Annotated in this window: 28 protein-coding genes; 14 read left to right on the forward strand and 14 right to left on the reverse strand. The window is 59.7% G+C overall.

Annotated features, from left to right (window positions below; genetic code table 11):
* Position 1: 1 nt before the first annotated feature.
* A complete protein-coding gene (locus tag AOA62_RS15290; protein ID WP_099549070.1) occupies positions 2–883 on the forward strand; it encodes a LysR family transcriptional regulator in 882 nt (293 codons plus the stop codon).
* Here the strand turns inward: AOA62_RS15290 and AOA62_RS15295 are convergent.
* Positions 873–1,622: a sulfite exporter TauE/SafE family protein gene (locus AOA62_RS15295; protein WP_017136156.1), complete on the reverse strand. Its 750-nt coding sequence runs from the start codon at positions 1,620–1,622 to the stop codon at positions 873–875. The two genes, AOA62_RS15290 and AOA62_RS15295, sit on opposite strands and share 11 nt — an antisense overlap.
* Positions 1,623–1,730: 108 nt before the next feature.
* Between AOA62_RS15295 and AOA62_RS15300 the strand changes: the two genes are divergently transcribed.
* The 3 genes from AOA62_RS15300 (at position 1,731) to AOA62_RS15310 (ending at position 3,883) form a co-directional block, all read left to right on the forward strand.
* Positions 1,731–2,681 carry a LysR family transcriptional regulator gene (locus tag AOA62_RS15300; protein WP_017136155.1) on the forward strand — a complete coding sequence of 317 codons (951 nt, stop codon included), beginning with the start codon at positions 1,731–1,733 and terminating at the stop codon, positions 2,679–2,681.
* A 79-nt stretch (positions 2,682–2,760) separates the two neighbouring features.
* On the forward strand, positions 2,761–3,213 hold the full coding sequence (locus tag AOA62_RS15305; RefSeq protein ID WP_017136154.1) for a MarR family winged helix-turn-helix transcriptional regulator: 453 nt from the start codon (positions 2,761–2,763) through the stop codon (positions 3,211–3,213).
* A 250-nt stretch (positions 3,214–3,463) separates the two neighbouring features.
* Entirely contained in the window at positions 3,464–3,883 is a 420-nt protein-coding gene (locus AOA62_RS15310) for an organic hydroperoxide resistance protein (RefSeq protein WP_056857183.1), read from the forward strand.
* 67 nt (positions 3,884–3,950) lie between these two features.
* Here AOA62_RS15310 and AOA62_RS15315 read toward each other — a convergent pair whose 3' ends face one another.
* Positions 3,951–4,523, reverse strand: a complete 573-nt coding sequence (locus AOA62_RS15315; protein WP_017136152.1) for an elongation factor P — start codon at positions 4,521–4,523, stop codon at positions 3,951–3,953.
* Between the two features lie 49 nt (positions 4,524–4,572).
* Positions 4,573–5,706 carry an elongation factor P maturation arginine rhamnosyltransferase EarP gene (gene earP, locus AOA62_RS15320; RefSeq protein ID WP_099549071.1) on the reverse strand — a complete coding sequence of 378 codons (1,134 nt, stop codon included), beginning with the start codon at positions 5,704–5,706 and terminating at the stop codon, positions 4,573–4,575.
* 132 nt (positions 5,707–5,838) lie between these two features.
* Here earP and AOA62_RS15325 point away from each other — a divergent pair, with 132 nt between their 5' ends.
* Positions 5,839–6,219 carry a hypothetical protein gene (locus AOA62_RS15325; RefSeq protein ID WP_069788695.1) on the forward strand — a complete coding sequence of 127 codons (381 nt, stop codon included), beginning with the start codon at positions 5,839–5,841 and terminating at the stop codon, positions 6,217–6,219.
* 12 nt (positions 6,220–6,231) lie between these two features.
* A complete protein-coding gene (locus AOA62_RS15330; RefSeq protein WP_069788694.1) occupies positions 6,232–6,714 on the forward strand; it encodes a GreA/GreB family elongation factor in 483 nt (160 codons plus the stop codon).
* Between the two features lie 135 nt (positions 6,715–6,849).
* On the opposite strand, the gene cysB is transcribed toward AOA62_RS15330, so the two are convergent.
* The 5 genes from cysB to AOA62_RS15355 all read right to left on the reverse strand — a co-directional run bounded on the left by cysB (position 6,850) and on the right by AOA62_RS15355 (position 10,747).
* A complete protein-coding gene (gene cysB / locus AOA62_RS15335; RefSeq protein ID WP_003189876.1) occupies positions 6,850–7,824 on the reverse strand; it encodes an HTH-type transcriptional regulator CysB in 975 nt (324 codons plus the stop codon).
* A gap of 103 nt (positions 7,825–7,927) precedes the next feature.
* Entirely contained in the window at positions 7,928–8,428 is a 501-nt protein-coding gene (locus tag AOA62_RS15340; RefSeq protein ID WP_099549072.1) for a universal stress protein, read from the reverse strand.
* Between the two features lie 48 nt (positions 8,429–8,476).
* A complete protein-coding gene (locus tag AOA62_RS15345) occupies positions 8,477–9,394 on the reverse strand; it encodes a 5'-nucleotidase (RefSeq protein WP_017136148.1) in 918 nt (305 codons plus the stop codon).
* Between the two features lie 16 nt (positions 9,395–9,410).
* Entirely contained in the window at positions 9,411–10,364 is a 954-nt protein-coding gene (locus AOA62_RS15350; protein WP_099549073.1) for a putative 2-dehydropantoate 2-reductase, read from the reverse strand.
* Entirely contained in the window at positions 10,361–10,747 is a 387-nt protein-coding gene (locus AOA62_RS15355; protein ID WP_099549074.1) for a co-chaperone YbbN, read from the reverse strand. Before AOA62_RS15355 ends, AOA62_RS15350 begins: the two co-directional genes overlap by 4 nt.
* Between AOA62_RS15355 and AOA62_RS15360 the strand changes: the two genes are divergently transcribed.
* Complete coding sequence (locus AOA62_RS15360) at positions 10,746–11,180, forward strand: PilZ domain-containing protein (protein ID WP_099549075.1); 435 nt, start codon at positions 10,746–10,748, stop codon at positions 11,178–11,180. The two genes, AOA62_RS15355 and AOA62_RS15360, sit on opposite strands and share 2 nt — an antisense overlap.
* Before the next feature lie 130 nt (positions 11,181–11,310).
* The gene (locus AOA62_RS15365) at positions 11,311–12,387 is read left to right on the forward strand and encodes a 3-deoxy-7-phosphoheptulonate synthase (RefSeq protein WP_017136144.1); all 1,077 of its coding nucleotides are present in this window, start codon (positions 11,311–11,313) and stop codon (positions 12,385–12,387) included.
* A gap of 128 nt (positions 12,388–12,515) precedes the next feature.
* Here the strand turns inward: AOA62_RS15365 and AOA62_RS15370 are convergent, their stop codons facing one another.
* Positions 12,516–12,797: a GNAT family N-acetyltransferase gene (locus tag AOA62_RS15370; RefSeq protein WP_003189869.1), complete on the reverse strand. Its 282-nt coding sequence runs from the start codon at positions 12,795–12,797 to the stop codon at positions 12,516–12,518.
* Positions 12,798–13,419: 622 nt separating this feature from the next.
* Here AOA62_RS15370 and oprI point away from each other — a divergent pair.
* Positions 13,420–13,671, forward strand: a complete 252-nt coding sequence (gene oprI / locus AOA62_RS15375) for an outer membrane lipoprotei OprI (RefSeq protein ID WP_003172710.1) — start codon at positions 13,420–13,422, stop codon at positions 13,669–13,671.
* A gap of 135 nt (positions 13,672–13,806) precedes the next feature.
* On the opposite strand, the gene AOA62_RS15380 is transcribed toward oprI, so the two are convergent.
* From AOA62_RS15380 to AOA62_RS15390, 3 genes are all read right to left on the reverse strand, one after another.
* Positions 13,807–14,778 (reverse strand): L,D-transpeptidase family protein, encoded by a 972-nt coding sequence (locus AOA62_RS15380; protein ID WP_017136143.1) that lies wholly within the window; start codon positions 14,776–14,778, stop codon positions 13,807–13,809.
* Between the two features lie 84 nt (positions 14,779–14,862).
* Positions 14,863–15,153: a hypothetical protein gene (locus tag AOA62_RS15385; RefSeq protein WP_017136142.1), complete on the reverse strand. Its 291-nt coding sequence runs from the start codon at positions 15,151–15,153 to the stop codon at positions 14,863–14,865.
* 58 nt (positions 15,154–15,211) lie between these two features.
* Complete coding sequence (locus tag AOA62_RS15390) at positions 15,212–15,817, reverse strand: arylesterase (RefSeq protein WP_017136141.1); 606 nt, start codon at positions 15,815–15,817, stop codon at positions 15,212–15,214.
* 10 nt (positions 15,818–15,827) lie between these two features.
* Between AOA62_RS15390 and AOA62_RS15395 the strand changes: the two genes are divergently transcribed.
* Together AOA62_RS15395 and AOA62_RS15400 are read left to right on the forward strand one after the other, a co-directional pair.
* Positions 15,828–16,511 (forward strand): ABC transporter ATP-binding protein, encoded by a 684-nt coding sequence (locus AOA62_RS15395; protein WP_017136140.1) that lies wholly within the window; start codon positions 15,828–15,830, stop codon positions 16,509–16,511.
* Entirely contained in the window at positions 16,511–19,021 is a 2,511-nt protein-coding gene (locus tag AOA62_RS15400) for an ABC transporter permease (protein ID WP_099549076.1), read from the forward strand. Before AOA62_RS15395 ends, AOA62_RS15400 begins: the two co-directional genes overlap by 1 nt.
* 44 nt (positions 19,022–19,065) lie before the next feature.
* On the opposite strand, the gene greB is transcribed toward AOA62_RS15400, so the two are convergent.
* Both greB and AOA62_RS15410 read right to left on the reverse strand, forming a co-directional pair.
* On the reverse strand, positions 19,066–19,539 hold the full coding sequence (greB, locus tag AOA62_RS15405) for a transcription elongation factor GreB (protein WP_056857197.1): 474 nt from the start codon (positions 19,537–19,539) through the stop codon (positions 19,066–19,068).
* A gap of 126 nt (positions 19,540–19,665) precedes the next feature.
* Complete coding sequence (locus tag AOA62_RS15410; RefSeq protein ID WP_099549077.1) at positions 19,666–20,712, reverse strand: hypothetical protein; 1,047 nt, start codon at positions 20,710–20,712, stop codon at positions 19,666–19,668.
* A 238-nt stretch (positions 20,713–20,950) separates the two neighbouring features.
* Here AOA62_RS15410 and AOA62_RS15415 point away from each other — a divergent pair, with 238 nt between their 5' ends.
* From AOA62_RS15415 to AOA62_RS15425, 3 genes are read left to right on the forward strand one after another with little or no spacing between them, the layout of a single operon-like run.
* On the forward strand, positions 20,951–21,877 hold the full coding sequence (locus AOA62_RS15415; RefSeq protein WP_099549078.1) for an ABC transporter ATP-binding protein: 927 nt from the start codon (positions 20,951–20,953) through the stop codon (positions 21,875–21,877).
* Entirely contained in the window at positions 21,874–22,599 is a 726-nt protein-coding gene (locus AOA62_RS15420) for an ABC-2 transporter permease (protein ID WP_017136134.1), read from the forward strand. Before AOA62_RS15415 ends, AOA62_RS15420 begins: the two co-directional genes overlap by 4 nt.
* A gap of 15 nt (positions 22,600–22,614) precedes the next feature.
* Positions 22,615–24,333, forward strand: coding sequence for a Gldg family protein (locus AOA62_RS15425; protein WP_099549079.1), 1,719 nt, complete (start codon positions 22,615–22,617; stop codon positions 24,331–24,333).
* Positions 24,334–24,336: the final 3 nt, after the last annotated feature.

Consider the following 24,336-nt stretch of genomic DNA (forward strand, 5'->3'; position numbering starts at 1 on the left):
TATGCAATACATCTCTGAGATTGATCAATTGTCCAGCTACCCTAGCATTGACACCGACGTACTGCGCACCTTCGTCGCCATCGCCGACCAGGGCGGTTTTACCCGCGCCGGCGAGTTGGTCAACCGCACGCAATCGGCGGTGAGCATGCAGATGAAGCGGCTGGAAGAAGACGTGCTGCAACGCAAGTTGTTCGAGCGCGATGGCCGCCAAGTAAGGCTCACGCCGGAAGGCGAGGTATTACTGGGTTATGCACGGCGCATCCTGAAACTGCACAGTGAAGTGTTCAACACCTTGCGCGAGCCACATATGGTGGGATTGGTGCGCATCGGCACGCCGGATGACTACGTGATGCGCTTTCTGCCGGGCATTCTCAAACAGTTTTCCAAGGCCTACCCGCTGATCCAGATCGAGATGCACTGTGAGTCGTCATCGGTGTTGATGCAGCGCAGAGACTTGGCGCTGACCGTCATCAGCCGTGAACCCGGCAAGGAAATCGGCGAGTTGTTGCGCACCGAGCGCATGGTGTGGGCGGCCGCGCCCTGCTTCTGCGTGGACGAGCACGATGCATTGCCCCTGGCCGGTTCCGGTACTGACTGCCTTTACTACCAGTGGACCCGTGCAGCGCTGGATGCGGCCGGGCGTGATTATCGCATGGCCTACCACAGCTCTAATGTGGCGGCGATCCAGGCGGTGGTTAACGCTGGCCTGGCAGTGATGGTGTGCATGGAAAGCCTGGTGACCGACGACTTGCGAATCCTGAGCAGCGACGACGACTTCCCGCCACTGCCCTCGATGAACCTGCACTTGTTACGCAACCCGGCAATGACCTCGCCGATCACCGAATGCCTGGCGCAATACATCGTCGAAGGCTTCAGACTTTAAAGGTCAACATCACCGCGCACACCGCCAGGAAAGCGCAGAACAGCCCGCGCAACACACGCTCCGGCAACGCATGGGCGACTTTCACGCCCCAACTGATGCTCAGCAGGCCACCCACCGCCAGCGGCACGCCGATCATCCAGTCCACCTCATGGTGCCAGGCGTAGGTGACCAGCGTCACACTGGTGCTGGGCAATGCCAGAGCCAGCGACAAACCTTGCGCAACCACTTGGGTGGTGCCGAACAGGCTGGTCAGTACCGGCGTGGCAACCACCGCGCCGCCCACGCCGAACAAGCCGCCCATGGAACCGGACGCAGCACCCAGCACGCCAAGCCATGGCCAGGAATAACGCATTTGCGCAGACGGCGGTGCGTTGCGGGTGAACAGGCGCAGCAGGTTGTACGCCGCCAGCGTCAGCAAGAACGCGATGAAACCGATGCGCATGGCCCCGGCGTCCAGGCCCACCGCCCAGATCGAACCCAGCCAGGCAAAGCTGAAGCCCATGACCCCCAGCGGCAGCGCGTGACGCAATTCAATCCGGTTGCGTTGATGGTAACGCCACAACGCCAGCATCACGTTGGGCACGACCATCACCAAGGCCGTGCCTTGGGCAATCTGTTGATCCAGGCCGAACAACACGCCCAGTACCGGAATTGCGATCAGCCCGCCACCAATGCCAAACAAGCCGCCGACCGTACCGAGCGCCGCGCCCAATACCAGATACATCGCCAAATCCATCACCGCTCACCACTCCAGAAGCCCAGGCCTTGCATGCTACGCAGTCGGCTATAGCGTGGAAACGCACAGCAACGCACAATGGCTGTGCCAATCTCGCATAAGCGCACACCCATGAACCCCAACACTCTGACCGAGCAACTGAGCCTGTTTCTGGATGTATTGGAGACCGGCAGTTTTTCCGCCGCCGCGCGCCGCCACCCACTGACACCCTCGGCGGTAGCGCGGCGCATCGACAGCCTGGAAAGCTCGGTGGGCAGCCGCCTGTTCCAGCGCAGCACCCACGCGGTGCTGCCCACGCCGGCGGGCCTGGCCTTCGCCGAGCGGGCGCGGCGGATCGTCAGCGAATTGCAGCTGGCCCGTGCCGAAGCCGTGTCCTTGAGCCATGCGCCGGAAGGCTTGATCCGGGTGGACGCCCCGGCCGCCTTTGGTCGACGGCACTTGGCGCCGGTAATTGCCGACTTTTTGAATGTGTACCCTGGGCTCGATGTGCACCTGCACTTGATCGACAGCTTTGTCGATATGCAGGGCGCGCACCTGGGCAAAGTCGATTTGGTGCTGCGCGCCGGGCATATCGTTGACACTCGCCTGGTGGCCACGCCCCTGGCGAGCATTGTGCGCATCGCCTGTGCCAGCCCGGCATACCTCAAAAGCCATGGCACGCCCAGCCACCCACGCGAGCTGAGCGAGCACGATGGCCTGGACTGGGACGGCCTGGCGCCGATGTTCGCGTGGCGCTTCGAACTGGATGGGCGCCGCACCCTCTACCGGCCGCGGCGTATCCGCATGAGCGCCAACAACGCCGAAGCCCTACTGTCTGGCGCCCTTGCCGGGCTGGGTATCGCCCACCTGCCCACGTGGCTGGCCAGCGAATACCTGGTGCGCGGCGAGTTGCTGCCGCTGTTTTGCGAAAAAGGCCTGCCCAGCCCGGAAACCGCTGGCATCTACGCGTTGCGCCTGGAACAGCAACCGAATGCGCGCAGCCGTTTGCTGCTGGAATACCTCAAATCGCGTTTCAGCCCTGTGCCGCCATGGGATCTGGCGCTGCAAAGCGGCCTGGTCTGACCGGTGCGCCAGAATTATCTGGCGCATTAAAGGTTTGCCCGCTAGATTCCTGGGCATACACGCTTTTTAAGGCAGCACCATGAGTAAAAATCCCAACCCGTGCGAAAACCTGATGCTGGACAACCAGCTGTGTTTCGCCCTGCACTCCACCTCGTTGCTGATGACCAAAGTCTACAAGCCGCTGCTACAAGCCCTCGGCCTGACCTACCCGCAGTACTTGGCCATGATGGTGCTGTGGGAAGAGGATGGCTTGACCGTCGGCGAAATCAGCCACCGCTTGCTCACCGACCCGGGCTCCCTCACGCCATTGCTCAAACGCCTGGAAGCCGAAGGCCTGCTCAGCCGCACCCGCAAGCGTGAAGATGAGCGGGTGGTGGTGGTGGAACTGACCGAAGCGGGACGTGCCTTGCAGGAAAAGGCGATGGGGATTCCGCAGTGCATTCTGGGGGCGAGCGGTATGCAGCTTGAGCAGTTGCGCAAGCTGCAGGCGGATCTGATTGCGTTGCGTAGTAATTTGCAGGGTGCCGTCTGACGCGATTTTCCAAACACTAAAAATCTGAATGTGGGAGCGGGCTTGCCCGCGATAGCGTTGTGTCAGTCGCCAGATGTGCTAACTGATTCACCGCCATCGCGGGCAAGCCCGCTCCCACATTTTGGGATCTTTGTACTCAACAAAACATTTTTTATATTTATCTTGCGCGCTAAATATTAGCGCTATATATTCGCCTCACCAACTACTTAGCGCGCAAACATTTAGCGCTAAACAACAAGAGGACGATACCATGCAAACGCTCTATACCGCAGTAGCCACCGCCACCGGCGGCCGTGATGGTCGCGCTGTTTCCAGCGACAACATCCTCGACGTCAAACTCTCCACCCCAAAAGAACTGGGCGGCGCTGGCGGCCAGGCCACCAACCCCGAGCAACTGTTCGCCGCCGGCTATTCGGCCTGCTTTATCGGCGCGCTGAAATTCGTCGCCAGCCAGACAAAACGCAAAATCCCGGATGACGCCTCGATCACCGCCCACGTCGGCATCGGCCAAATCCCCGGCGGTTTCGGCCTGGACATCGACCTGCACATCAGCCTGCCGGGCCTGGCACAAGACGAGGCGCAAAGCCTGGTCGACGCCGCGCACCAGGTCTGCCCGTACTCCAACGCCACCCGTGGCAACGTCGATGTGCGCCTGCACGTGACGGTCTGATTTACACACGCGCACAAAAAAGCCCGACGCCAGGTCGGGCTTTTTTTGTCGTACGGTTGGGCCAGAATTACTTCTTGGCGCGACCTTTGTACGAACCACCTTCACGGGTGTCGATCTCGATCATGTCGTCGATTTCGATGAAATCAGCAACTTGCAGCTCGGTACCGTTAGCCAGTTTGGCAGGCTTCATCACCTTGCCCGAAGTGTCGCCGCGAGCGGAACCTTCGGTGTAGGCAACTTTACGCACGATGGTGGTCGGCAGCTCTACGGAAACCAGACGGTCTTCGAAGAAGATCGCTTCGCAAACGTCTTCCATGCCTTCTTCCACGAACGGCAGAACGGCTTCGATATCTTCAGCGTTCAGCTCGTACATGGTGTAGTCGGTGGTGTCCATGAACGTGTAGGTGTCGCCGCTGATGAAGGACAGGGTCGCTTCTTTGCGGTCGAGGATCACGTCGTCCAGTTTGTCATCGGCGCTGTAGACGATCTCGGTCTTGTAACCGGTCAGCAGGTTCTTCAGCTTGGTCTTCATGATTGCGCTGTTACGACCAGACTTGGTGAACTCAGCTTTCTGAACCAGCCAAGGGTCGTTTTCGAGACGGATCACTGTACCGGGTTTCAGTTCTTTACCAGTTTTCATTGCATATATCCGAAATTTGGATGGGATTTACAAAATTCAAGGTGGCGTATCATATCCAACTTTCATAAAACTGTACCAGCGCCGTCGCAAGATCGGCCTGCAAGCCTTGTTCCAGACACCAGGTTTTCGCGTGCAGGTGTACCTCCGGCCAGTGTTCCATGAGCATTTTCCACGCTTGTGCCATATCGCCATCAGCGTTCCAGGCTTGCCACAGGGTCACCACAGCGACCTTGGCGGCGGGCGACAACGCGGCGGTGTACAGCGCCAGAAAGGCGTCGAGCTTGTCCAGGTGGATGTCTTCGTCCTGGCGGTAGATGTGCCACAGCAACGGCCGCCCCGCCCATTGGGCACGCACGAACGAGTCTTCGCCGCGCACGGCGTTGAAGTCGCAGCACCACAGCAGGCGGTCATATTGTTCCTGGCGCACGAACGGCAGCACCTGCACGGTCAGCGCCTCGCGTTGATGCACATCTCCCACCGCCAGCGCCTCGACACCGAGCCAGCGCTGCACGTCGCCGAGGATGCGGCCTTCCGGCACCAACAGATGAGTGGCATGCCCATCCGTCGCCAACACGTCCAGCCAGCTGGCGAGCCCGGCATTTTCATAGGCAAACAACGACATCAGCCGCGCACCGGCTGCCGGAACGACGCCTATGGACTGCAGGAATTGTTGTCGCGCTGCGCCGTCATGCTGAAATGCCTGACGCTGCTCCAACAACCCGCCTTCACGCAAAAGCCCGCCCGTGCCCGGACGAAACCCCGGAAAGAAGAAGTACTTTTGCACGCCCTTGAACTTCACCGACGGCAGACGGTGGCAACCCACCACCCAGTCTTCGGCGCTGAGGTAATCCAGGTTCATCCACAACGGCGTGCGTTCGCGCGCGGCCATGGCCTCCATATAATCGGGCGGCAACTGGCAAGCGAAGGCGGCGATCACAACGTCGGCGGGTGGTGTCTGCGGCCAGTCGGCCGGCCAGTGACGCACTTCAACGCCTTCCTGCCATTGCTGATCGCGCTGCACCTCGATTTCGGGGCACATGCGTTCGAAGGCGCGCAGGTCGTCGACCCATAAGCGCACTTCGCACCCGTGCTCAACCACCAACTGCCGGGCCAGGCGCCAGGTCACGCCGATGTCGCCGTAGTTGTCGACGACGCTGCAAAAAATATCCCAGCGGGCTTTCATTCCGGGCTCCAACATTCAAAGGCTCGATTGTCCGCATAAATGCGCCGATGCAGAAGGCTTGATCGCGATTATTCTGCACAGTGGCTGTGCGACAATCGCCGCCACGCCGTCAATGCCTGCCAGGAGGCCAACATGTCTGAACGTCCGTTGTCGCTGTTCAAGCTCAGTGCTGCCGTGGCCTTTGGCCTGTGGCTGGGTTTTATCGCCATTGTGCTGACCGCCTGGCTGGCCTCGCGCTACCTGTTCCCGCAAAGCCTCGCACCCGTGGCTCAAGCGGTTCAACAAGCCGTTCAACAGATGGGCAAACCGGCCGCTGTGGCGCCGGAGCCGCCGAACCGTATGTTCGAGCAATACACCGAGAACCTGCGCAAGCAGGAACAACAACAAACCCTGGACCAGGCGCGCAACAATGCGCGCAACCTGTCCAACCCCAAATGCCAGTTCTGGCTGCAACAAGACCAGAACGCGCCCAATGAAAAGAGCAAGGCGAATGTCCTGCAATTTTGCGAATGACCCAGCACACCCATGAATAAACATGCCGTTCACCAGTTGATCCTGGAAAAACTCAGCGTCGACCTCGACATCGCTCAGCGTGCCGCACAGACCGCCTACGAAACCGCGACCCACGAAGAAAACATCGCGGAGAACAAGTACGACACCTTGGGGCTGGAAGCTTCCTACCTCGCGGCCGGGCAAGCCAAACGCGTCGAAGAGATCAAGCAAGCGCTGGCGTTGTGCCAGAACCTGCAACTACGCGCCTACGATGATCAACGCGGGATTGAGGTCGGCACGCTACTGGGCCTGGAGGACGAGAACAGCCGCCAGCAGTGGCTGTTCCTGGCGCCGGATGCGGCAGGCTTGAAAGTCGATGTGGTGGGCCAGCCGGTGACCGTCATCACCCCGCGCTCGCCCCTGGGCAAAAGCCTGCTGGGCAAGTTCGAGGGTGATGAGGTGGAGATTCTGGTGGCGGGCGCCCGGCAACACTTCACGGTTACCGAGGCCAAGTAAACCACTCTAAGCACAGGGGCTTACCGTGGCGAGGGAGCTTGCTCCCGCTCGGGTGCGCAGCGCCCGCAAGCTTTTTGGGGCCGCTACGCAGCCCAGCGGGAGCAAGCTCCCTCACCACACCTGCAATAATCAATATCAGTGGACGGGCAATTCAACGCCGTCAAACAGCTCTTCCAGTTCCTGCTTGTTATGGCACTGGATCGCCTTGGCCATGACTTCACGGGTCAGGTGCGGTGCAAACTTCTCGATGAAGTCGCACATGAAACCACGCAGGAAGGTGCCACGGCGGAAGCCGATCTTGGTCACGCTGGACTCGAACAATTCGCTGGCGTCGAGCACGACCAGGTCTTTATCGAGGTTGGTGTCGACCGCCATCTTGGCGACGATACCCACACCCAGGCCCAGGCGCACGTAGGTCTTGATCACGTCGGCGTCAGCGGCGGTGAACACCACTTTCGGCGTGAGGCCGCGATGGCTGAAGGCTTCATCGAGCTTGGAGCGGCCGGTAAAGCCGAACACATAAGTGACGATCGGGTATTCAGCCAGGGCTTCGAGGGTCAGCTTCGGCAGCTTGGCCAACGGGTGGCCCTGGGGCACGACCACGCAACGGTTCCAGCGGTAGCACGGCATCATCACCAGGTCGCCGAACAGCTCAAGGGCTTCGGTGGCGATGGCAAAATCGACGGTGCCGTCAGCGGCCATCTCGGCGATCTGCATCGGCGAACCCTGGTGCATGTGCAGGGCCACATCGGGGTATTGCTTGATGAAATCGCGGATCACCGGCGGCAAGGCATAACGCGCCTGGGTGTGGGTGGTGGCGATCGACAGGGTGCCTTTCTTCTCGTTGGAGAATTCCTGGGCGATCTGCTTGATGCTTTCGACTTTGCGCAGGATCTCGCCGGCGGTGGTGATAATGCGCTCACCGGCCGGGGTCACACGGGTCAGGTGTTTGCCGCTGCGCGCGAATACTTCGACGCCCAGCTCGTCTTCGAGCAGGCGGATCTGCTTGCTGATACCGGGTTGCGAGGTGTAAAGGCTTTGAGCGGTAGCGGAAACGTTGAGGTCGTGGTGCGCCACTTCCCAGATGTAGCGCAGTTGTTGAAGCTTCATATATGTCCCTCAAAGCGGATAGACGCCACGGGTATCAGCGACGGTATATAACTATATTAAAGGTCAGACAGATAAATCTAGAACTTTTTATCGTTTTTACCCATCACGTGTCATCAGTGCGTCGACGCTGCAGCGACGGCACCATGTAAACCGGCACTGTGGCCAGTTGCAGTACCCGCGCCGCCGTGCGCCCAAGCGGTGTGGCGGTCGCGGTTGTGTGGCTATGACTACCTACGATCAACAGGTCAACGGAAAGTTTACGCAGCTCATCGAGAATCACCTCGCACGGGTCCCCCTGGATCACGCGCACCGAGCGAATCAACTGCAGGTCTTGCTCGCCCTCCCCCAACTCCTCGCGGAAACTGTCGAGCACCCGTTGCTCGATGGTCGCCATCACCGTGTTCAGGCCCTGGCTCTGCCATTCACTCAGGGCCTTCTCATCAAGGTAGCTTTGCAACACCGATTCGGCGAACAACCCGATCGGCTCGACCACATGAATCACATACAAATCCGCCTTGAACGTCCGGGCCAGCGCCAGCGCATGTTGCATGACATACGGCGCATACAGACCGAGGTCCGTGGCATACAACATCGAACGAATCATAGAACCTCCTGGACTGCCAGGATGGCGGGGATTGATTGAGCTTAGCAGCTAGCTCTCGGTCTGGATTTTCAACTCATTGCTGATGCCATGGGGCACATGCCCGGTGGTCACCACCTCCCTGGCTTTCTCACAATGACCGGCCTGGTCATCGAAAAACACATCGGCGGCGAACGCCTCCAAAAACGCGGATTTCTCCAGGCCGCCAAGGAACAGTGACTCATCCAGGCGGATGTCCCATTCGCGCAAGGTGCGAATCACCCGCTCATGGGACGGCGCCGAACGCGCGGTGACCAGGGCGGTGCGGATCGGGCAGGCGTCGTCCGCGAACTCGCGCTGCAACAGGTTGAGCGCCGCCAGGAAGCCCTTGAACGGACCGCCGTGCAAAGGCTCGCGTGCCGACTCGCGCTCGCTGGCATGAAACGCCTCTATCCCACCGACCTGATACACGCGCTCCGACTCATCGGAAAACAGCACCGCATCGCCGTCGAATGCAATGCGCAGTTCTTCACTCGATGCCCGGCGCGCGCCGCCGGACAGAATCGTCGCCGCAGCAAAACCAGCATCCAGGGCGCTGCGCACATCTTCAGCGTGGGTCGACAAAAACAAATGGCAACCAAACGCGGCCAAATAAGGATATGGACTACGCCCTCCTACGAAAGCGGCGCGGGAAATATCCAGGCCGTAATGCTGGATCGAATTGAACACGCGCAAACCGGTGTCGGCGCTGTTGCGTGACACCAGCACCACTTCGACGCGGGCACGCCCGAGGCTGGCGTTAAGGCTAAGGAGCTTTTTGACCAGCGGGAAGGCGTCGCCGGGTTCGAGGGTTTCTTCCTCGTGTTCGATCTGGTATTTGCGATACGCCTCCACCCCTTCGTTCAGGTAGATCTTGTGGCTGTCGCTCAGGTCGAACAGTGCCCGCGACGAAATCGCCAGCACCAGTTTGTCGCCCAATCCTTTCGCCATAGTGTTTCTCCCCAATTCAGCGATTGCGCCGATCAATAAAACTCAAGGCCTGGTAGAGCGCCTGCATGCGTGGCAATTCACAGCCCGCCGCTTTGGCAGCGGCCAATGGCCGGGCGTAGATCGCCGCCAGTTCCAGCGGGCGTTTGTGCACGTGGTCGTGGTACATGCTGGGCAGGTAGTCAGCCATGGTGTCGGTCATGGTGAGCATTTGCTCGACGTAACTGCCGGGAATTTCATGGCCACAGGCGTGGGCGCCCTTCACCACTTCAGTCATCAGGGCCTGGATCAGTTCGCGGCTGGACTCATCGGCCATCATCGCGCTGGTGCCGGTGCCCAGCAATACCGAGAGGCCATTGAACGGCACATTCCAGACCAATTTATGCCACCGCGCCTGGTGCACATTGGCCATGGCCTGGGACTCGATGCCGGCCTGGTGAAACAGCGCGGCGCCCTCCTCGACAATGGCCTTCTGCTGCGCCTCATCGTTGGCCGCCGTGCCACTGTGATAGCCAAGATTCACCCGGCCCAACGCCTGATGCTCGACGACACCCGGCCCGGAACGATGCACGCCGATGTAACACAAGCCGCCCAACAGGTGCAGCGACGATGGCAGGTGTTCGCGCAGGCTGTCTTCAACATCGAGGCCGTTTTGCAGGAGCACTACCTTGGCGCCCGGTGCGGCGACCTGGGCAAGGGTTGGGGCCAGCTCCACGTTGCCGGTGGATTTGGTGCCGACCAGCAGCCAGTCGCACGCCGGCATATCGGCAGCCTGGGCATAGGCCTGCACAGGGTGCAGGTGCAACTTGCCGTGCACAGTACTGTTGAGGTGCAGGCCATGCTCGGCGACCGCCGCATATTCACTGCGCAACAGAAAGTGCACATCGAACCCGGCACGCGCCAGCATCAGGCCGTAAAAACCACCGATGGCGCCGGTGCCGATAATGCCGATGCGGGGCGACTGTGCTGTCATGGCAGATCCTCTGGAGTACGGGTAAGTGCTTGATTAATCGCGTCCGCAAGGTCGGGCCGGGTAAGACGCGCCTGTAATTGCCCAAGGAATTGACCCTCGCACACGAGGAACAACGTGGGCAAATGAAAGATCTGGTAGCGCTCAACCGCCCCGCCGTTGTGCCCGGCATCCACCCAGCACACGCGCTCGACCGGCAACGTCCAGCCGGGCAGTTGCTGGCGTGCCCAACGGCAACTGGAACAGCCCACGCTGGTAAACACCAGCAGCGAAATACCTGGCAATCCCAGCAATTGCTGGTCAATATCCAGGTCGGTCAATTCCAGTTCCTTCACTATACTGCTGCCACTGCCGTCAATTGGACGGTGCTCGGAGTCCGTGTACATGGGTCGTTTTTTACCTCACCCTGATGATGTCGCTGTCGAGTTAATCCAACGTCCCGCCCCCGCTATTCCCCGCCAACGCCTGCACACTATCGGCCTGGGCGGCGTCGCCTGCAATTGCCCGCGTGCCTGGCGCCAGGGCACGGCGGTTGATCTACGCATCCCGTCACTGGGTGCCAGCGCCCGTTATCCGGGCTATGTAGCCTGGTGTCGCAAAGTCGATAATGGCTACCGTATCGGCGTTTCCTTTACCGATGAACATGCCTTGTTCGGTGCGCGCATGGGCGAGCAAGTGTGCCAGATCGAACGCTACTGCCGCCTGCACGAAGACGCCGAGCCAACCCCTGCCCAGCTCGAGACCATGGCCCGTGAGTGGGTTTCACGCCATGCCAGTGAGTTCGCCCACGACACCTTTGTGGCGCCGGTGCTGGATTAAAGCCGGCTTTGCCCATTGTCGCGGCCCCGTGTTACGCGCTAAGGTTCCTCCCCCCTGCATTCAAATCATGCTGTGCCCGCCGCACGGGGATAGCAGGCGGCCGGCACCCGTGACCCTGGCGAGTAACACGATGGCTGATTTACCGATCAATGACCTTAACGTCGAATCCAACGAGACCCTGATCACCCCTGATCAGCTCAAGCGCGAAATCCCTTTGAGCGATGCTGCCCTGCAGACCGTGACCAAGGGCCGCGAAGTCATTCGTGACATTCTCGATGGCACCGACCACCGCCTTTTTGTAGTGATCGGCCCGTGCTCGATCCACGACCTCAAGGCTGCCCACGAATACGCCGAGCGCCTTAAAGTGCTGGCGGCTGAAGTGTCCGACACCTTGTATCTGGTGATGCGCGTCTATTTCGAGAAACCACGCACCACCGTCGGCTGGAAAGGTTTGATCAACGACCCGTACCTGGACGACTCGTTCAAGATTCAGGACGGTTTGCACATCGGTCGCCAATTGCTGCTGGACCTGGCCGAAATGGGCCTGCCGACCGCGACCGAAGCGCTGGACCCGATCTCCCCGCAGTACCTGCAGGACCTGATCAGCTGGTCGGCCATCGGCGCACGCACCACCGAGTCCCAGACCCACCGCGAAATGGCGTCCGGCCTGTCCTCGGCCGTGGGTTTCAAGAATGGCACCGATGGCGGCCTGACGGTTGCGATCAACGCCCTGCAATCGGTGTCCAGCCCACACCGCTTCCTGGGTATCAACCAGGAAGGTGGCGTGTCCATCGTCACCACCAAGGGCAACGCCTATGGCCACGTGGTATTGCGCGGCGGCAACGGCAAGCCCAACTATGATTCGGTCAGCGTGGCGCTGTGCGAACAGGCGCTGAACAAGGCCAGGATCAAGCCGAACATCATGGTCGACTGCAGCCACGCCAACTCCAACAAGGACCCGGCCCTGCAACCGCTGGTGATGGAAAACGTCGCCAACCAGATTCTTGAAGGCAACCAGTCGATTATCGGCTTGATGGTCGAAAGCCACTTGAACTGGGGCTGCCAGTCGATTCCAAAAGACCTGGCCGACTTGCAGTACGGCGTGTCGATCACCGATGCCTGCATCGACTGGTCAGCCACCGAGACCACCCTGCGCAGCATGCATGCCAAGCTCAAGGACGTGTTGCCCAAGCGCAAACGCACCTGACCTTACACTGCGCACACAAAAACGCCGGGCTTAGCCCGGCGTTTTTGTGTGCGGCATCTGATTGATCGTTCCCACGCTCTGCGTGGGAATGCAGCCATGGACGCTCCGCGTCCCGCCTCACTCAATATTCAGAGCTTCGCGGCATGGCGCTGATGGCGCTCCATGTAGCGCTCTACGTAAGAGCACGAAGGGATCACGGTGTACCCGGCCTCTTCGGCGAACTTCAACGCTTCCTCGGTCAACGCAGCAGCAATGCCGCGCCCGCGCAATGCGTTGGGCACGAAGGTGCGATAGATGTCCAGGGTCTGTTTGCCCAGGTCCATATAGGTCAGATAGGCACGATGACCGTCCACATTGGTCTCGAACTGATGACCAGCCTGGTCATGGTGGATGGACAACGCCTCGCTCATCACTACTCCTCGCGGGTCTTGGATTTCGACCCCTACCTTACCGATGTTTTTCCGGCGAAGGAACATCTACGCCACCCCGTGCCGGTTTCGACAACGAGAAAACCTATAGCGCTCACAACCAGCACGTAGAGAATAGTAGGCACCAATGCTGCAATAGCTCAAGGCGCACTCGTCATCCCTTGCCGCTGGCGGTTACAGAAAGGGCTTCGATCAATCGATGATCGATAGCCTGAACATTGCCGGCAGTTGAAGCTTGAGACGAACTGCCGCTCTTAAAGTCACCTCTAGATGCGCCTACATGCGCAAAAGATGCCGGGCCAGGCAAAGGCCAACTGAAAAAAAGTGTCATCGTAGATATATAAATTTACACCTGCTTACCCAGCCTGACACAGGCTGGCCGGACCTCTCAGCTTGGATCCAGTTCCCGACGAAATGAAAATTTTTGAGCAGTTTTTATACAAACCTCCAAAAGATTAGCCAAAATAGATACGGCACAAGAATTTTTTTTGCTTCTTGCGCTACGTCAGTTTACTTACTACAAGTAATGAGTAGTATGTACGCCGGCTATCAGCTCACCCTGAGAAAGTAGCCATTTAATAGAAAGTCCTTGAAGGGGAACACGATGAACAACGTTCTGAAATTCTCTGCTCTGGCTCTGGCCGCAGTTCTGGCTACCGGTTGCAGCAGCGTCTCCAAAGAAACCGAAGCTCGTCTGACTGCAACTGAAGACGCAGCAGCTCGCTCCCAGGCTCGTGCAGACGAAGCCTACCGTAAAGCTGATGAAGCTCTGGCTGCTGCTCAAAAAGCACAACAGACTGCTGACGAAGCTAACGAGCGCGCTCTGCGCATGCTTGAAAAAGCAAGCCGCAAGTAATAATCCCTCGGGGTTGTTATCAAGCCGATCCATTCTTGGATCGGCTTTTTTATTGCCTGCAATTCAGCCCTGAATCCAGCGCAATAAAAAGCCCGCCATAGCGCAAGGCCTTGGCGGGCTTTTGATCGAACAGGCTTATTGCTGCAGATCGATTGGCGTGCTGGACACCACCGGCGTGTTGGCACCCGGTACCCCAATCTCGGTGGGCAGGCCATCTTCGGCGGCCACCACATCACGCACCTGATCCCAATTGACGCGCAAATTGTTGGCCAGGTCTTCGCGCTTGAGCAGGGCATTGATGACCGCGGTGTGCTTGTCGACCACCGAAGGCGTGCCATCGTCGTTCAGCGGCGTATGCGCTTCAAGGTAGACCTTGCCGCCACTGCTGCCGAACTTGTACGCATCGTTGATGATGCGCACCGAGGTGCCGACCGGCACCATGTCGGCCATCTCCAGCACGTTGTTGTTGAACATGCGGAAGCAACCGTGGCTTGTACGCGTGCCGATACCAAATTTCATGTTCGAACCATGGATCAGGTAACCCGGCGTGCCCAAGGTGAACTTGAACGGCCCCAGTGGGTTATCCGGCCCGGCCGGCACCACATTGGGCAGCGGGTCGCCATTGGCGGCGTGCTCGGCCTTGATCGAGGCGGGCGGGGTCCAGGTCGGGTTGGGGATTTTGCCGGTGATGGTGGTGTGCGCGACCGGCGAACCCCAGCCCTCACGGCCAATGCCCAACGGGAAGGTGTACACCACGTTCTGTCCCTTGGGATAGTAATAGAGCCGGTATTCCGCCAGGTTGATCACGATACCTTCACGCGGGCCGGGCGGCAGAATAAACCGCGTGGGCAGCACAATCTCGGTGCCCGCGCCGGGCAACCAGGCATCCACACCCGGGTTGGCCGCGACCATTTCCGAATAGCCCAGGTCATAGGTGGTGCCCAGGTCGGCAAAGGTGTCTTCGTACTTGGCCTTGATCACCTGGACCTGACCGACGATGTCTTCACCCGGCGGGGGCAAGGGCAACTGCAAGGCTGACGCCGAACCGGCTGCACACAAGGCAGCAAGAGACAGGCAGCAGGTAACGACGGAAAGGCGCGACAACATCCGGAAAATCCTTCGCAGAACGACGGGTAGGAAAACACTGATTGTATACGTGAAGCGCGATCCAGGCATCAACCTGCCCCGCTGCTACTCGAAGCGCAGCTCTGGCCAGATCAGCGGCGTGCCACGCTTTTGCGATTCGAGAATTGCCCGGCACAGCGGGCACAGGCGCTGGTCCTGAAAAATCGCACGGTCCACCGATGACCAGCGTGGTTGCGCCGGCAACAAAGTGCCGCACAGCGTGCGGTCGATCGAGCCACCCAGCTCCAATTGACGCGCAACCAGATGCACCCGGACTTCCTGGCAGGCGAACAGATCCAGCTGCTCGTCAGGCTCGATCAGTTGGTAATTGAACAGGGACCAGGCAGGGCGCGACATCGGGGGCTCCAGATCGGGGGGGCGCCACCTTAGCCGAAAGCCTGCCGGTAGAAAAGCGTCATAGCAGCGGTTTTAGCGTCGGCCAGACATTTTCCAGCAACTTGCCCTGTGCGCCGACTGCCGGGTGAAGCTGATCGGCCTGCATCAACTCGGGATGGCCGCCCACGCCCTCAAGGAAAAACGGCACCAGCGGGATGCTTTTTTCCTTGGCCAAGGTACCGTAGACCTCGGCAAATGCCGTGGTGTATTTAGGGCCATAATTTGGGGGCAACTGCATCCCCAGCAGCAGCACCTTGGCGCCCTTGGCCTTGGACTGGTCAATCATCGACGCAAGATTTTGTTTCAATTGCGCTGGCGGCTGCCCACGCAGGCCATCATTGCCACCCAACTCGAGAATCACCACATCCGGTTTATGCTCTGCAAGCGCCGCCGGCAGCCGCGCCAGGCCTCCGGCACTGGTGTCGCCGCTGATGGAGGCGTTGACCACTTTATCGTCGAAACCTTCGCTCTTGAGCCGTTGTCCCAGCAACGCTACCCACCCTTTGCTGGTATCCAGCCCGAAACCGGCACTGATACTATCGCCAACGATCAGGACTGTACCCGCCGCTGCGTTCTGGGCCATGCACATCAAGGCCAGGCCAGCACTCAAAAACCACATTCGCATCGGATTCTCCATGGGCGCAAGCATTCTCACCGCGCGAAACCTTAGCAAAGTGGTTCCCAGCGCGGAAGGTGAACTGACTATCCTGCACGAACTGAGCCTGGAACTGAACAAGGGCGATAGCCTGGCTATCGTCGGCAGCTCCGGTTCCGGTAAATCCACCCTCCTCGGCCTGCTGGCCGGCCTCGATCTGCCCAGCAGCGGTGAAGTCACGCTGGCCGGGCAAGCCTTGAGCACCCTCGACGAAGACCAGCGCGCACGCATACGCGCCGAGCACGTGGGTTTTGTCTTCCAGTCATTCCAACTGCTCGACAGCCTCAATGCGCTGGAAAACGTCATGCTGCCGCTGGAGCTGGACGGCCGCAAGGACGCCCGCGAGCGCGCCACCCACCTGCTGGAGCGTGTGGGCCTGGGCCAACGCCTGACCCACTCGCCGCGCCAGCTTTCCGGTGGCGAGCAGCAGCGCGTCGCTATCGCCAGGGCCTTCGCCGCCGAACCGGATGTGCTGTTTGCCGATGAACCCACCGGCAACCTCGACAGCCACACCGGCGAGCGCATCAGCGACCTGCTGTTCGAACTCAACAAAGAAAGCGGCACGACCCTGGTGCTGGTCACCCACGACGAGCGCCTGGCCCACCGTTGCCGGCGCCTGATCCGCCTTGAAGCCGGCCTGATGGTCGCGCCCCTGGAGCCTTGATGGCACGTTTGCCGCTGTTGCGCCTGTTCAGCCTTGCCATGCGCCAATTACTGCGCGACGCCCGCGCCGGTGAGTTGCGCGTGTTGTTTTTCGCCCTGCTGGTGGCGGTCACGGCCAGCACCGCCATTGGCTACTTCGGTGCACGCCTGAACGGCGCCATGCTGTTGCGTGCCACCGAATTCCTCGGTGCCGACCTGGTACTCGAAGGCAGCTCGCCGGCCCGCTTCGAGCAAATCAGGTCAGGCACCGAACTGGGCCTGGATCACGCGCGCATTGTTGAGTTCTCCAGCGTTATCGCGACCGATAATGGCATCCAGCTCTCCAGCATCAAGGCGGTCAACGAGCAGTACCCGTTGCGCGGCGAACTCAAAAGCGCCACGCAGCCGTTCGGCGCAGAAACTGCAGGAGGCGGCCCAAAACCCGGCGAAGCCTGGGTGGAAGCACGGCTGCTGACGGCGCTGGACCTCAAAGTCGGCGACAGCATCGACGTGGGCATGAAAACCCTGCGGCTGACGCACATCCTGACCTACGAGCCCGACCGCGCCGGTAACTTCTACAGCCTCACGCCGCGGGTGATGATCAACCTTGCCGACCTGGACGCCACCGGCGTGGTGCAACCCGGCAGCCGCGTGAGCTACCGCGAACTGTGGCGTGCGCCCCAGGGCAGCACGGCACTGCAAACCTATCGCGACCTGGTCAAGCCGGGCCTTGCCGCCAACCAGCGCTTGCAGGATTCGCGTGACGGCAACCAGCAGATCGGCGGAGCCCTGGGCAAGGCCGAGCGTTACCTGAACATGGCCAGCCTGGTGGCAGTGCTGCTGGCCGGCGTGGCCGTGGCGCTGTCGGCCAACCGCTTCGCCAGCCGCCGTTTCGACGCCAGCGCGCTGCTGCGTTGCCTGGGTTTGTCACGCCGCGAAACAATGCTGCTGTTCAGCCTGCAACTGAGCGTACTGGGCCTGTTGGCCAGCCTCACCGGCGCCGTGCTCGGCTGGTTGGCGCAATTTGGCCTGTTCTATTTCCTGCATGACTTGCTGCCGGCCGACGTGCCGCCCGGCGGGCTGCTGCCAGCAGTGGCCGGCATCGGCACCGGGCTGGTCGCCCTCGCCGGCTTCGCATTGCCGCCCCTGGCAGCGTTGGGTCGGGTGCCGCCGCTGCGGGTATTGCGACGTGACATGCTGCCGATCCCTTCCAGCACCTGGATGGTGTATGGCGCTGCGCTGTTCGCCCTCGGCCTGATCATGTGGCGCCTGAGCCTCGATCTGGTGCTGACCTTCGCGTTGCTCGGCGGTGGCGTGATGGCCGCGCTGATCCTTGGCGGCCTGCTGTTGTTGTTACTGCAAAGCCTGCGCCGGCTACTGGCTCGCGCCTCGCTGCCCTGGCGCCTGGGTTTGGGCCAGTTGCTGCGCCATCCCTTGGCCGCAGCCGGCCAGTCCCTGGCGTTTGGCTTGATCCTGTTGTCCATGGGCTTGATCGCCCTGCTGCGCGGCGAATTACTCGACACCTGGCAAAACCAGCTACCCAAGGACGCCCCCAACTATTTCGCCTTGAACATCCTGCCGGCCGATAAAGACGCCTTTGGCGCCCGCCTGCTGGAGTTGCAAGCACAAGCGGCGCCGCTGTACCCGGTGGTGCCGGGCCGCTTGATCAGCATCAATGGCGCGCCAGTGCAGGAGATTGTCAGCAAAGACTCCAGCGGTGACCGCGCTGTGCAGCGCGACCTGAGCCTGACCTGGGCAGCCGACCTGCCACCGGGCAACCTCCTCACTGCAGGCGCTTGGTGGTCACAGCAACCGGGCGATGGCATCCCAGGGGTGTCGGTAGAAGCCAAGGTCGCTGAAAGCCTGAAGCTGAAGCTCGATGATCACCTGGTGTTCACCGTCGGTGGCGAGAACCGCGAAGCACGGGTGACGAGCCTGCGAACCATCAACTGGGACAACTTCCAGCCCAACTTTTTCATGATTTTCCAGCCGGGCACCTTGAAGGACCTGCCCGCTACTTACCTGACCAGCTTCTATCTGGCGCCGGGGCATGACCAACAGATCGTCGACCTGTCCCGGGCCTTCCCGGCCGTCACTATCCTGCAGGTCGAAGCCTTGCTGGAGCAGCTGCGCAGCATCCTCGCCCAAGTGACCCTGGCGGTGGAGTACGTGTTGCTGTTTGTACTGGCGGCGGGCATGGCCGTGCTGTTTTCGGGCCTGCAGGCCACTCTGGATGAGCGAATTCGCCAAGGCGCGCTGTTGCGTGCGCTGGGGGCCGAGCGCAAGTTGCTGGTCAAGGCGCGACGGATCGAGTTCGGCTTGCTGGGTGCGGTAAGCGGCTTGCTGGCAGCCCTGGGCACCGAGCTGGTGACCTGGGTGCTGTACCGTTACGCCTTTGACCTGGCGTGGCATCCGCACGCGTGGTTGCTATTGCTGCCAGTGATCGGTGCCGTGCTGATCGGCGGCGCTGGTGTATTCGGTACGCGTCGCGCGTTGAATGCCAGCCCATTGACGGTGTTACGCGAAGGTTGAAAACCAGCGCTGGCCAGCACGCCCGACGGCGTGCCGGCCAGCGTTTACTTCACATACTCGATACCCGTAATCCACCAGCACACCTCGCCGGTTGGCGTCTGCACCATGGCTTCATCGTCGACTTCCTTGCGCAGCAACGCCCGGGCCATCGGGGAGTCGATGGAGATGTAATCCATGCGCTCATAAATTTCGTCATAGCCGACGATCCGAAACCGCTTGGTCTCGCCCTGCTCATTTTCGATATCGACCCAGGCGCCGAAAAACACCTTGCCCTCCTGCTCGGGCATGTACTCCACCACCCGCATGTCTTCCAGGCGCTTGCGCAGGTAACGCACACGCCGATCAATCTCACGCAGCAGTTTCTTGTTGTATTGATAGTCCGCGTTCTCGCTGCGATCACCGAGGGACGCCGCCCAAGTCACCTTGCGGGTGGTATCCGGACGCTTTTCACGCCACAGGTAATCCAGCTCTTTTTTCAGCGCCTCATGACCTTCTTTGGTTATCAGCTTGGTACTCAAACGCGTGCATCCCCAGACAGTGTCCAATGGTGCCGATACGCCAAGGCGTCATGCCCTGGCGCCGGCCGGCTGGGGTTGATGATAAATGAACCCTGAAAAGTAGCCAGACCGTAGAACACATCAGCTTCAAGCCTGGCCGTCCAGGGTTTGATCAAGCTCCAGGAGTACACTCTGCAGGCGCTGGCGTATTCCCGCCACCTGCGACAGCGCCAGCGTCAACTTCTCAGCCTTTTGGCCAACCTCAAGGTTTCGCGCCTGCAACTGCGTTGCTTGTTGCTGCAACTCCTGGCTCCTTTCGTCCAGCTCACTCTGTTCCTGCTCGAGTCGTGCCTGCCACTGCGTTAGCATTTCCTCGCGCTCGTTCACCGCAAGTTGCTGTTGCGACAGCTCTTGGGCGACCTTTGCCAGGCTGGACAACGTGCTGTCTACCTCAACCAACGAGGCATGTTCCATCTTCGGCACAGGTGGGCGCGGTGCAGGCGCTGCTTGCTCGACCTGAACAGGTGGCGCGCTGAGCTCGACGGGCACTGGCACTGGCACTGGCACGGGTTCTGGTTCAGGTTCAGGTTCTGGCGCAGGGGCTATCGCGGCGGGAGCCTCCAATGGTTGAGCCTGGGCCGGCTCTGAAACGGGCGGCTCGACGGGCCTGGCTGGGTTCGTGGCCCTGGGCGGCGAAATCATCTGCGACGAGAAGCGAATCGAAGGCACGATCAACGAAGCACTTTCGATGGCCGGCAGTACGGGTGCCGACATGCCCAGGGTAATGACCTTCATGACCAATGCCTTCTTGATGATCATCGAGTGATGGTCCTCAGGCCTGGCGGGCGGTAACTTGCAGCCTTTCAAATCAATGAAATGAAAAGGCACCGAGGATTCGATAACGGTGCCGTTCTTAGTCCCGGAAGCAGCGGCCACCATCAGGATTTGCTTGAACACTTGCATGGCAACTTGCAGGTCTTCCTTGGACTCGACCCCGCCGAGGAAGTACCGGTCGAGTTTCTTGCGTAGCGCCGCGATGTAGACCCTGGAGTTACCAGGTTCGGTCTCTTCATCCAGGCTATAGACCAAAAAATTGGAATCGGTCTGTGCAACGGCAAACCCACAAAGCAGTGCACCGTTGACCGGCGTGTCCTGACCGCTGCGTTCAAGAACAAGCGTGCGAAGAAGCATCATGATATTCAGGCCTTATTGCGAAAGAGTAAACCTTATATAAGCGCCAGATAAATACCCGGCCATTAACTAACCTCGGAACAACGCAATTGTTTCAGCAAGTTATCCGATTCGGCGTAGGAATTATCTGAGAAGTATGTCCCCTTGTTCCCAAGTCCAATGATTAAACGTATCTTTCTCGGCGCTTACCGTGCATGACGGTACAAGTTCTTACGCCTCGCAAAACTTATTCGGTAAAAAGATGCTCGAGATAAGCAGCCTGACAAAGCGTTTGGGTAAAAGAAACGTCATCACTAATCTCTCGTTCAGCGCTCAACGCCAGGAATGTATCGGCTTGTTCGGGGAGAGTGGCGCAGGCAAAACCACACTGCTGAATGTTATCTCCGGTTTGGCCAGCCCCTCGGCCGGGCATGTCACTGTCGAAGGCTTTGATACCCAGGCTCATCCTCTGCAAGCGCGAAGAGCCCTCGGCTATCAACTCCAGGACGGCCTTAGCCATCAAACGATGTCGGTCAAAGGCGTGCTCAATTTCATTGCCGCCGTACGCGGCTTCAGCGGTGCTGAAAAACGCAGCCGGGTTGATCGAGCAGCCATGCGCCTGGAATTATCACGTGTACTCGATGCACCGATCGATACGCTTTCCGTCGGTTTGAAGCGCAGAGTCGCTATCGCCCAGGCGATCCTGCACACCCCCGGCCTGCTGCTGCTCGATGAACCGATTGAGGGGCTGGCAACGGATCAACTGCTCAAGTTCAAGACCCTGATCCAGTCGCTGACCGAAGACATGACGGTCCTGATCGCCTCCCGGCATTGCGACAACCTGTCGAGCCTTTGCACGCGCGCCTTGGTTATCGCAGCAGGGCACCTTGTGGCAGACACCCCGCTGCCCGATTTGCAGCGCAACTCCCGGCATTACCGAGCTGTCACGCTGGCCGCAGAAACACCCCTGGATTTACTCGCCCTTGCCGTATTACCCGGCGTGGCAGGTATAGAAGAGGACCGGCATGCGCCCGGCACCGTAACGGTTCTGGCGATGCCCGGGCACGCCATCTACCCCCATATCAACGCACTTATCGCCAGCCGCGGCTGGAACATAACGTCACTGAATCTGGAGCCAGGTCGCCTGAACGAAGTCGTTCAGCATCTGAGCCACGAGGTCACTCTTTGAAACTGCTGCCTGTCATTTTCAAGCGCCAACTGGCCAGTTATGCCTGTACACCCAGCACGTACCTCGGTATTGCCGCGTTTCTAGTGTTGTGCGCCACCTTGGGGTTGTACACAAGCAAATGGCTGGAACAGGAAAGCGGCGACCTGCAGGTGTTTTTCCAATTGCACCCTTGGCTCTACCTGCTGCTGATTCCCATGTTGTCGACACAATTATGGTCGGACGAACACCACGCCGGCATGCGCGACATGATGAAAACCCTGCCTATCACCAGCGCAGAGCGGGTCATCGGAAAGTTTCTGGCTGCGTGGGTCGTGTGCGCAATCGCATTGCTGCTTACTTTCCCACTGGTAATCCTCGCCAACTACCTCGGCACCGCCGACAACCGTGTTATCGCTTCACAGTTTCTAGCCAGTTGGTTGCTGGCCGGCGCTTATCTTTCTGTCGGATGCTTTACGTCTACCCTGACCCACCAACGTTTGGCTGTCTTCCTGATAACGGTGGTGATGTTACTGGCCGCCAGCGGACTTTCATCGGTTCTCGACGCACTTGAGCATCAGGCGCCGATCTGGGTCGTAGACAGCCTGGTCTCGATTAACCCGATTTCACGTTTCGGGGCTATCGACAACGGCAAACTAACGCTGCATGACGGCTTGTACTACATCAGCATGATCCTTGCCTTTCTCTCGGCATCCACCGTCACGCTCAACTACAAAACCAGTTGAGAAGGAAAGCAAACGATGCGTTCTACTCTGAGTACGGGTATGACACTGGTGGTCATATTGCTGCTTTTCCTTGCATTCAATCTCGCGTGGGTCGGCAAACTACCGAATATCCGCTGGGACTTCTCACAGCAGAAAATCCACACGTTATCGCCCCCTGCGCGACAACTGCTTGCCTCTCTGGAACACCCACTGGATTTGTATTACTTCAACTCAAGTAATGACCCAAGAAGAAGCCAGGCAATAAACCGCTTCGGCGAACGAGTGGAAGATTTACTCAAAGAGTTCGAAAAAGCGTCAGCAACCATGATTAACCTACATGTTATAGATCCTACTCCTTATTCAGAGGATGCCTACAAGGCCGGCCTGTTCGGATTGGATGACAAGCAAGGCTTTCTTGGCCTCATCGGCACCCGCCCAGGCCAGCCCGCGCAACGTATCAATGTACTGCGCCTGGATGACGAGCCCTTGCTTGAGTACGAAATCAGCCATCTGATCCACCAACTGATGCACCCCGAGCCCCCCACCGTCGGCGTATTGACGGGGTTGGCATTGAACGCGTCCGGTGAACAGTTGCTGGCACAGATGCATCAGCATTTTGATCTGACAGGCCTGGCATCAAGCACTCCGACAGTGCCCGAATCGATCAAAACCCTGATGGTTGTGCACCCGCGCGCCCTGCCGGAACAAACCCTGTATGCGATTGACCAGTTTGTATTGAGGGGCGGCAAACTGATGCTCTTTATTGACCCGGTGAGCGAGGCCGAGACAAACGCCAAACCCGTCGACACAAGGCTGGACGGGCTACTGGCGGCTTGGGGCATACAGATGCCGGCGGACAAACTGCTGGTCGATCACGCATTTGGTTCAGGTGCGCCAGCAGTACTGCACCCGGCCAAGCTGAACCTGCCACGGCAAGCAATGGCGGCCAACGATGTGAGTGCCTGGAAACTGGATACAGTCATCGTATCAAGCAGCGGTGCGCTGTCGCGCGTGAGGAAAAGCCGCACCACACTCACGCCTCTGTTACAAAGCTCCAGGCGCTCCACCCTGCTGGACGCAGGCCGCTTTGCAGCAACGTCTGCAGACGACTTACTGGCTGAAGGGATACCGGCTGCCACGCAACCCCACGTGATCGCGGCGCGCCTCGAAGGCCCCGCCTACTCGGCCTTTCCAGACGGCATTGACGGGCAGCCTGCAGGCTTGCAAAAGGCCGCACAGATCGAGGTGGTGGTGGTCGCGGACACCGATTTACTGATGGACGCTGTGATCAACTCTGCGCCCAACAACAACGTGATGTTTGTCTTGAACACCTTGGATAACCTTGCGGCTCCCGACGTGCTCGCAAGCATTCAACCCCGTGCAAGCAGCCAGTCCACCCACGCACTGGAGCAACTGCGCGAGGCGGCCGCACAGGCTTATGCACAAAAGGCCGGGGAACTGCAAAAACGGCTGGAGCAAACCGAGCAAGAATGGCAACGCCTGAACCCACCGAGTATTGGCTTCGGCACCCGTGCAGTGGACACCAATATCCAGTTGCAGGCGCTCAACAAGGAACGCCTGCGGCTGCCCATGGAGTTGCAGGCACTCAAGGTCCAGGCGTATGCATCGGTGCATCGAACAGAACGCAACCTCAAGCTGCTGATGATTGGCGCAGTACCGCTGCCGTTATGCCTGATCGCCTGTGCAGTGTTCCTCTACCACCGGCGTCGTCGATCGGCGGCTGTCGTTCACTGATCA

The organism is Pseudomonas sp. 2995-3, assembly GCF_002742565.1.
GTDB lineage: Bacteria > Pseudomonadota > Gammaproteobacteria > Pseudomonadales > Pseudomonadaceae > Aquipseudomonas > Aquipseudomonas edaphica.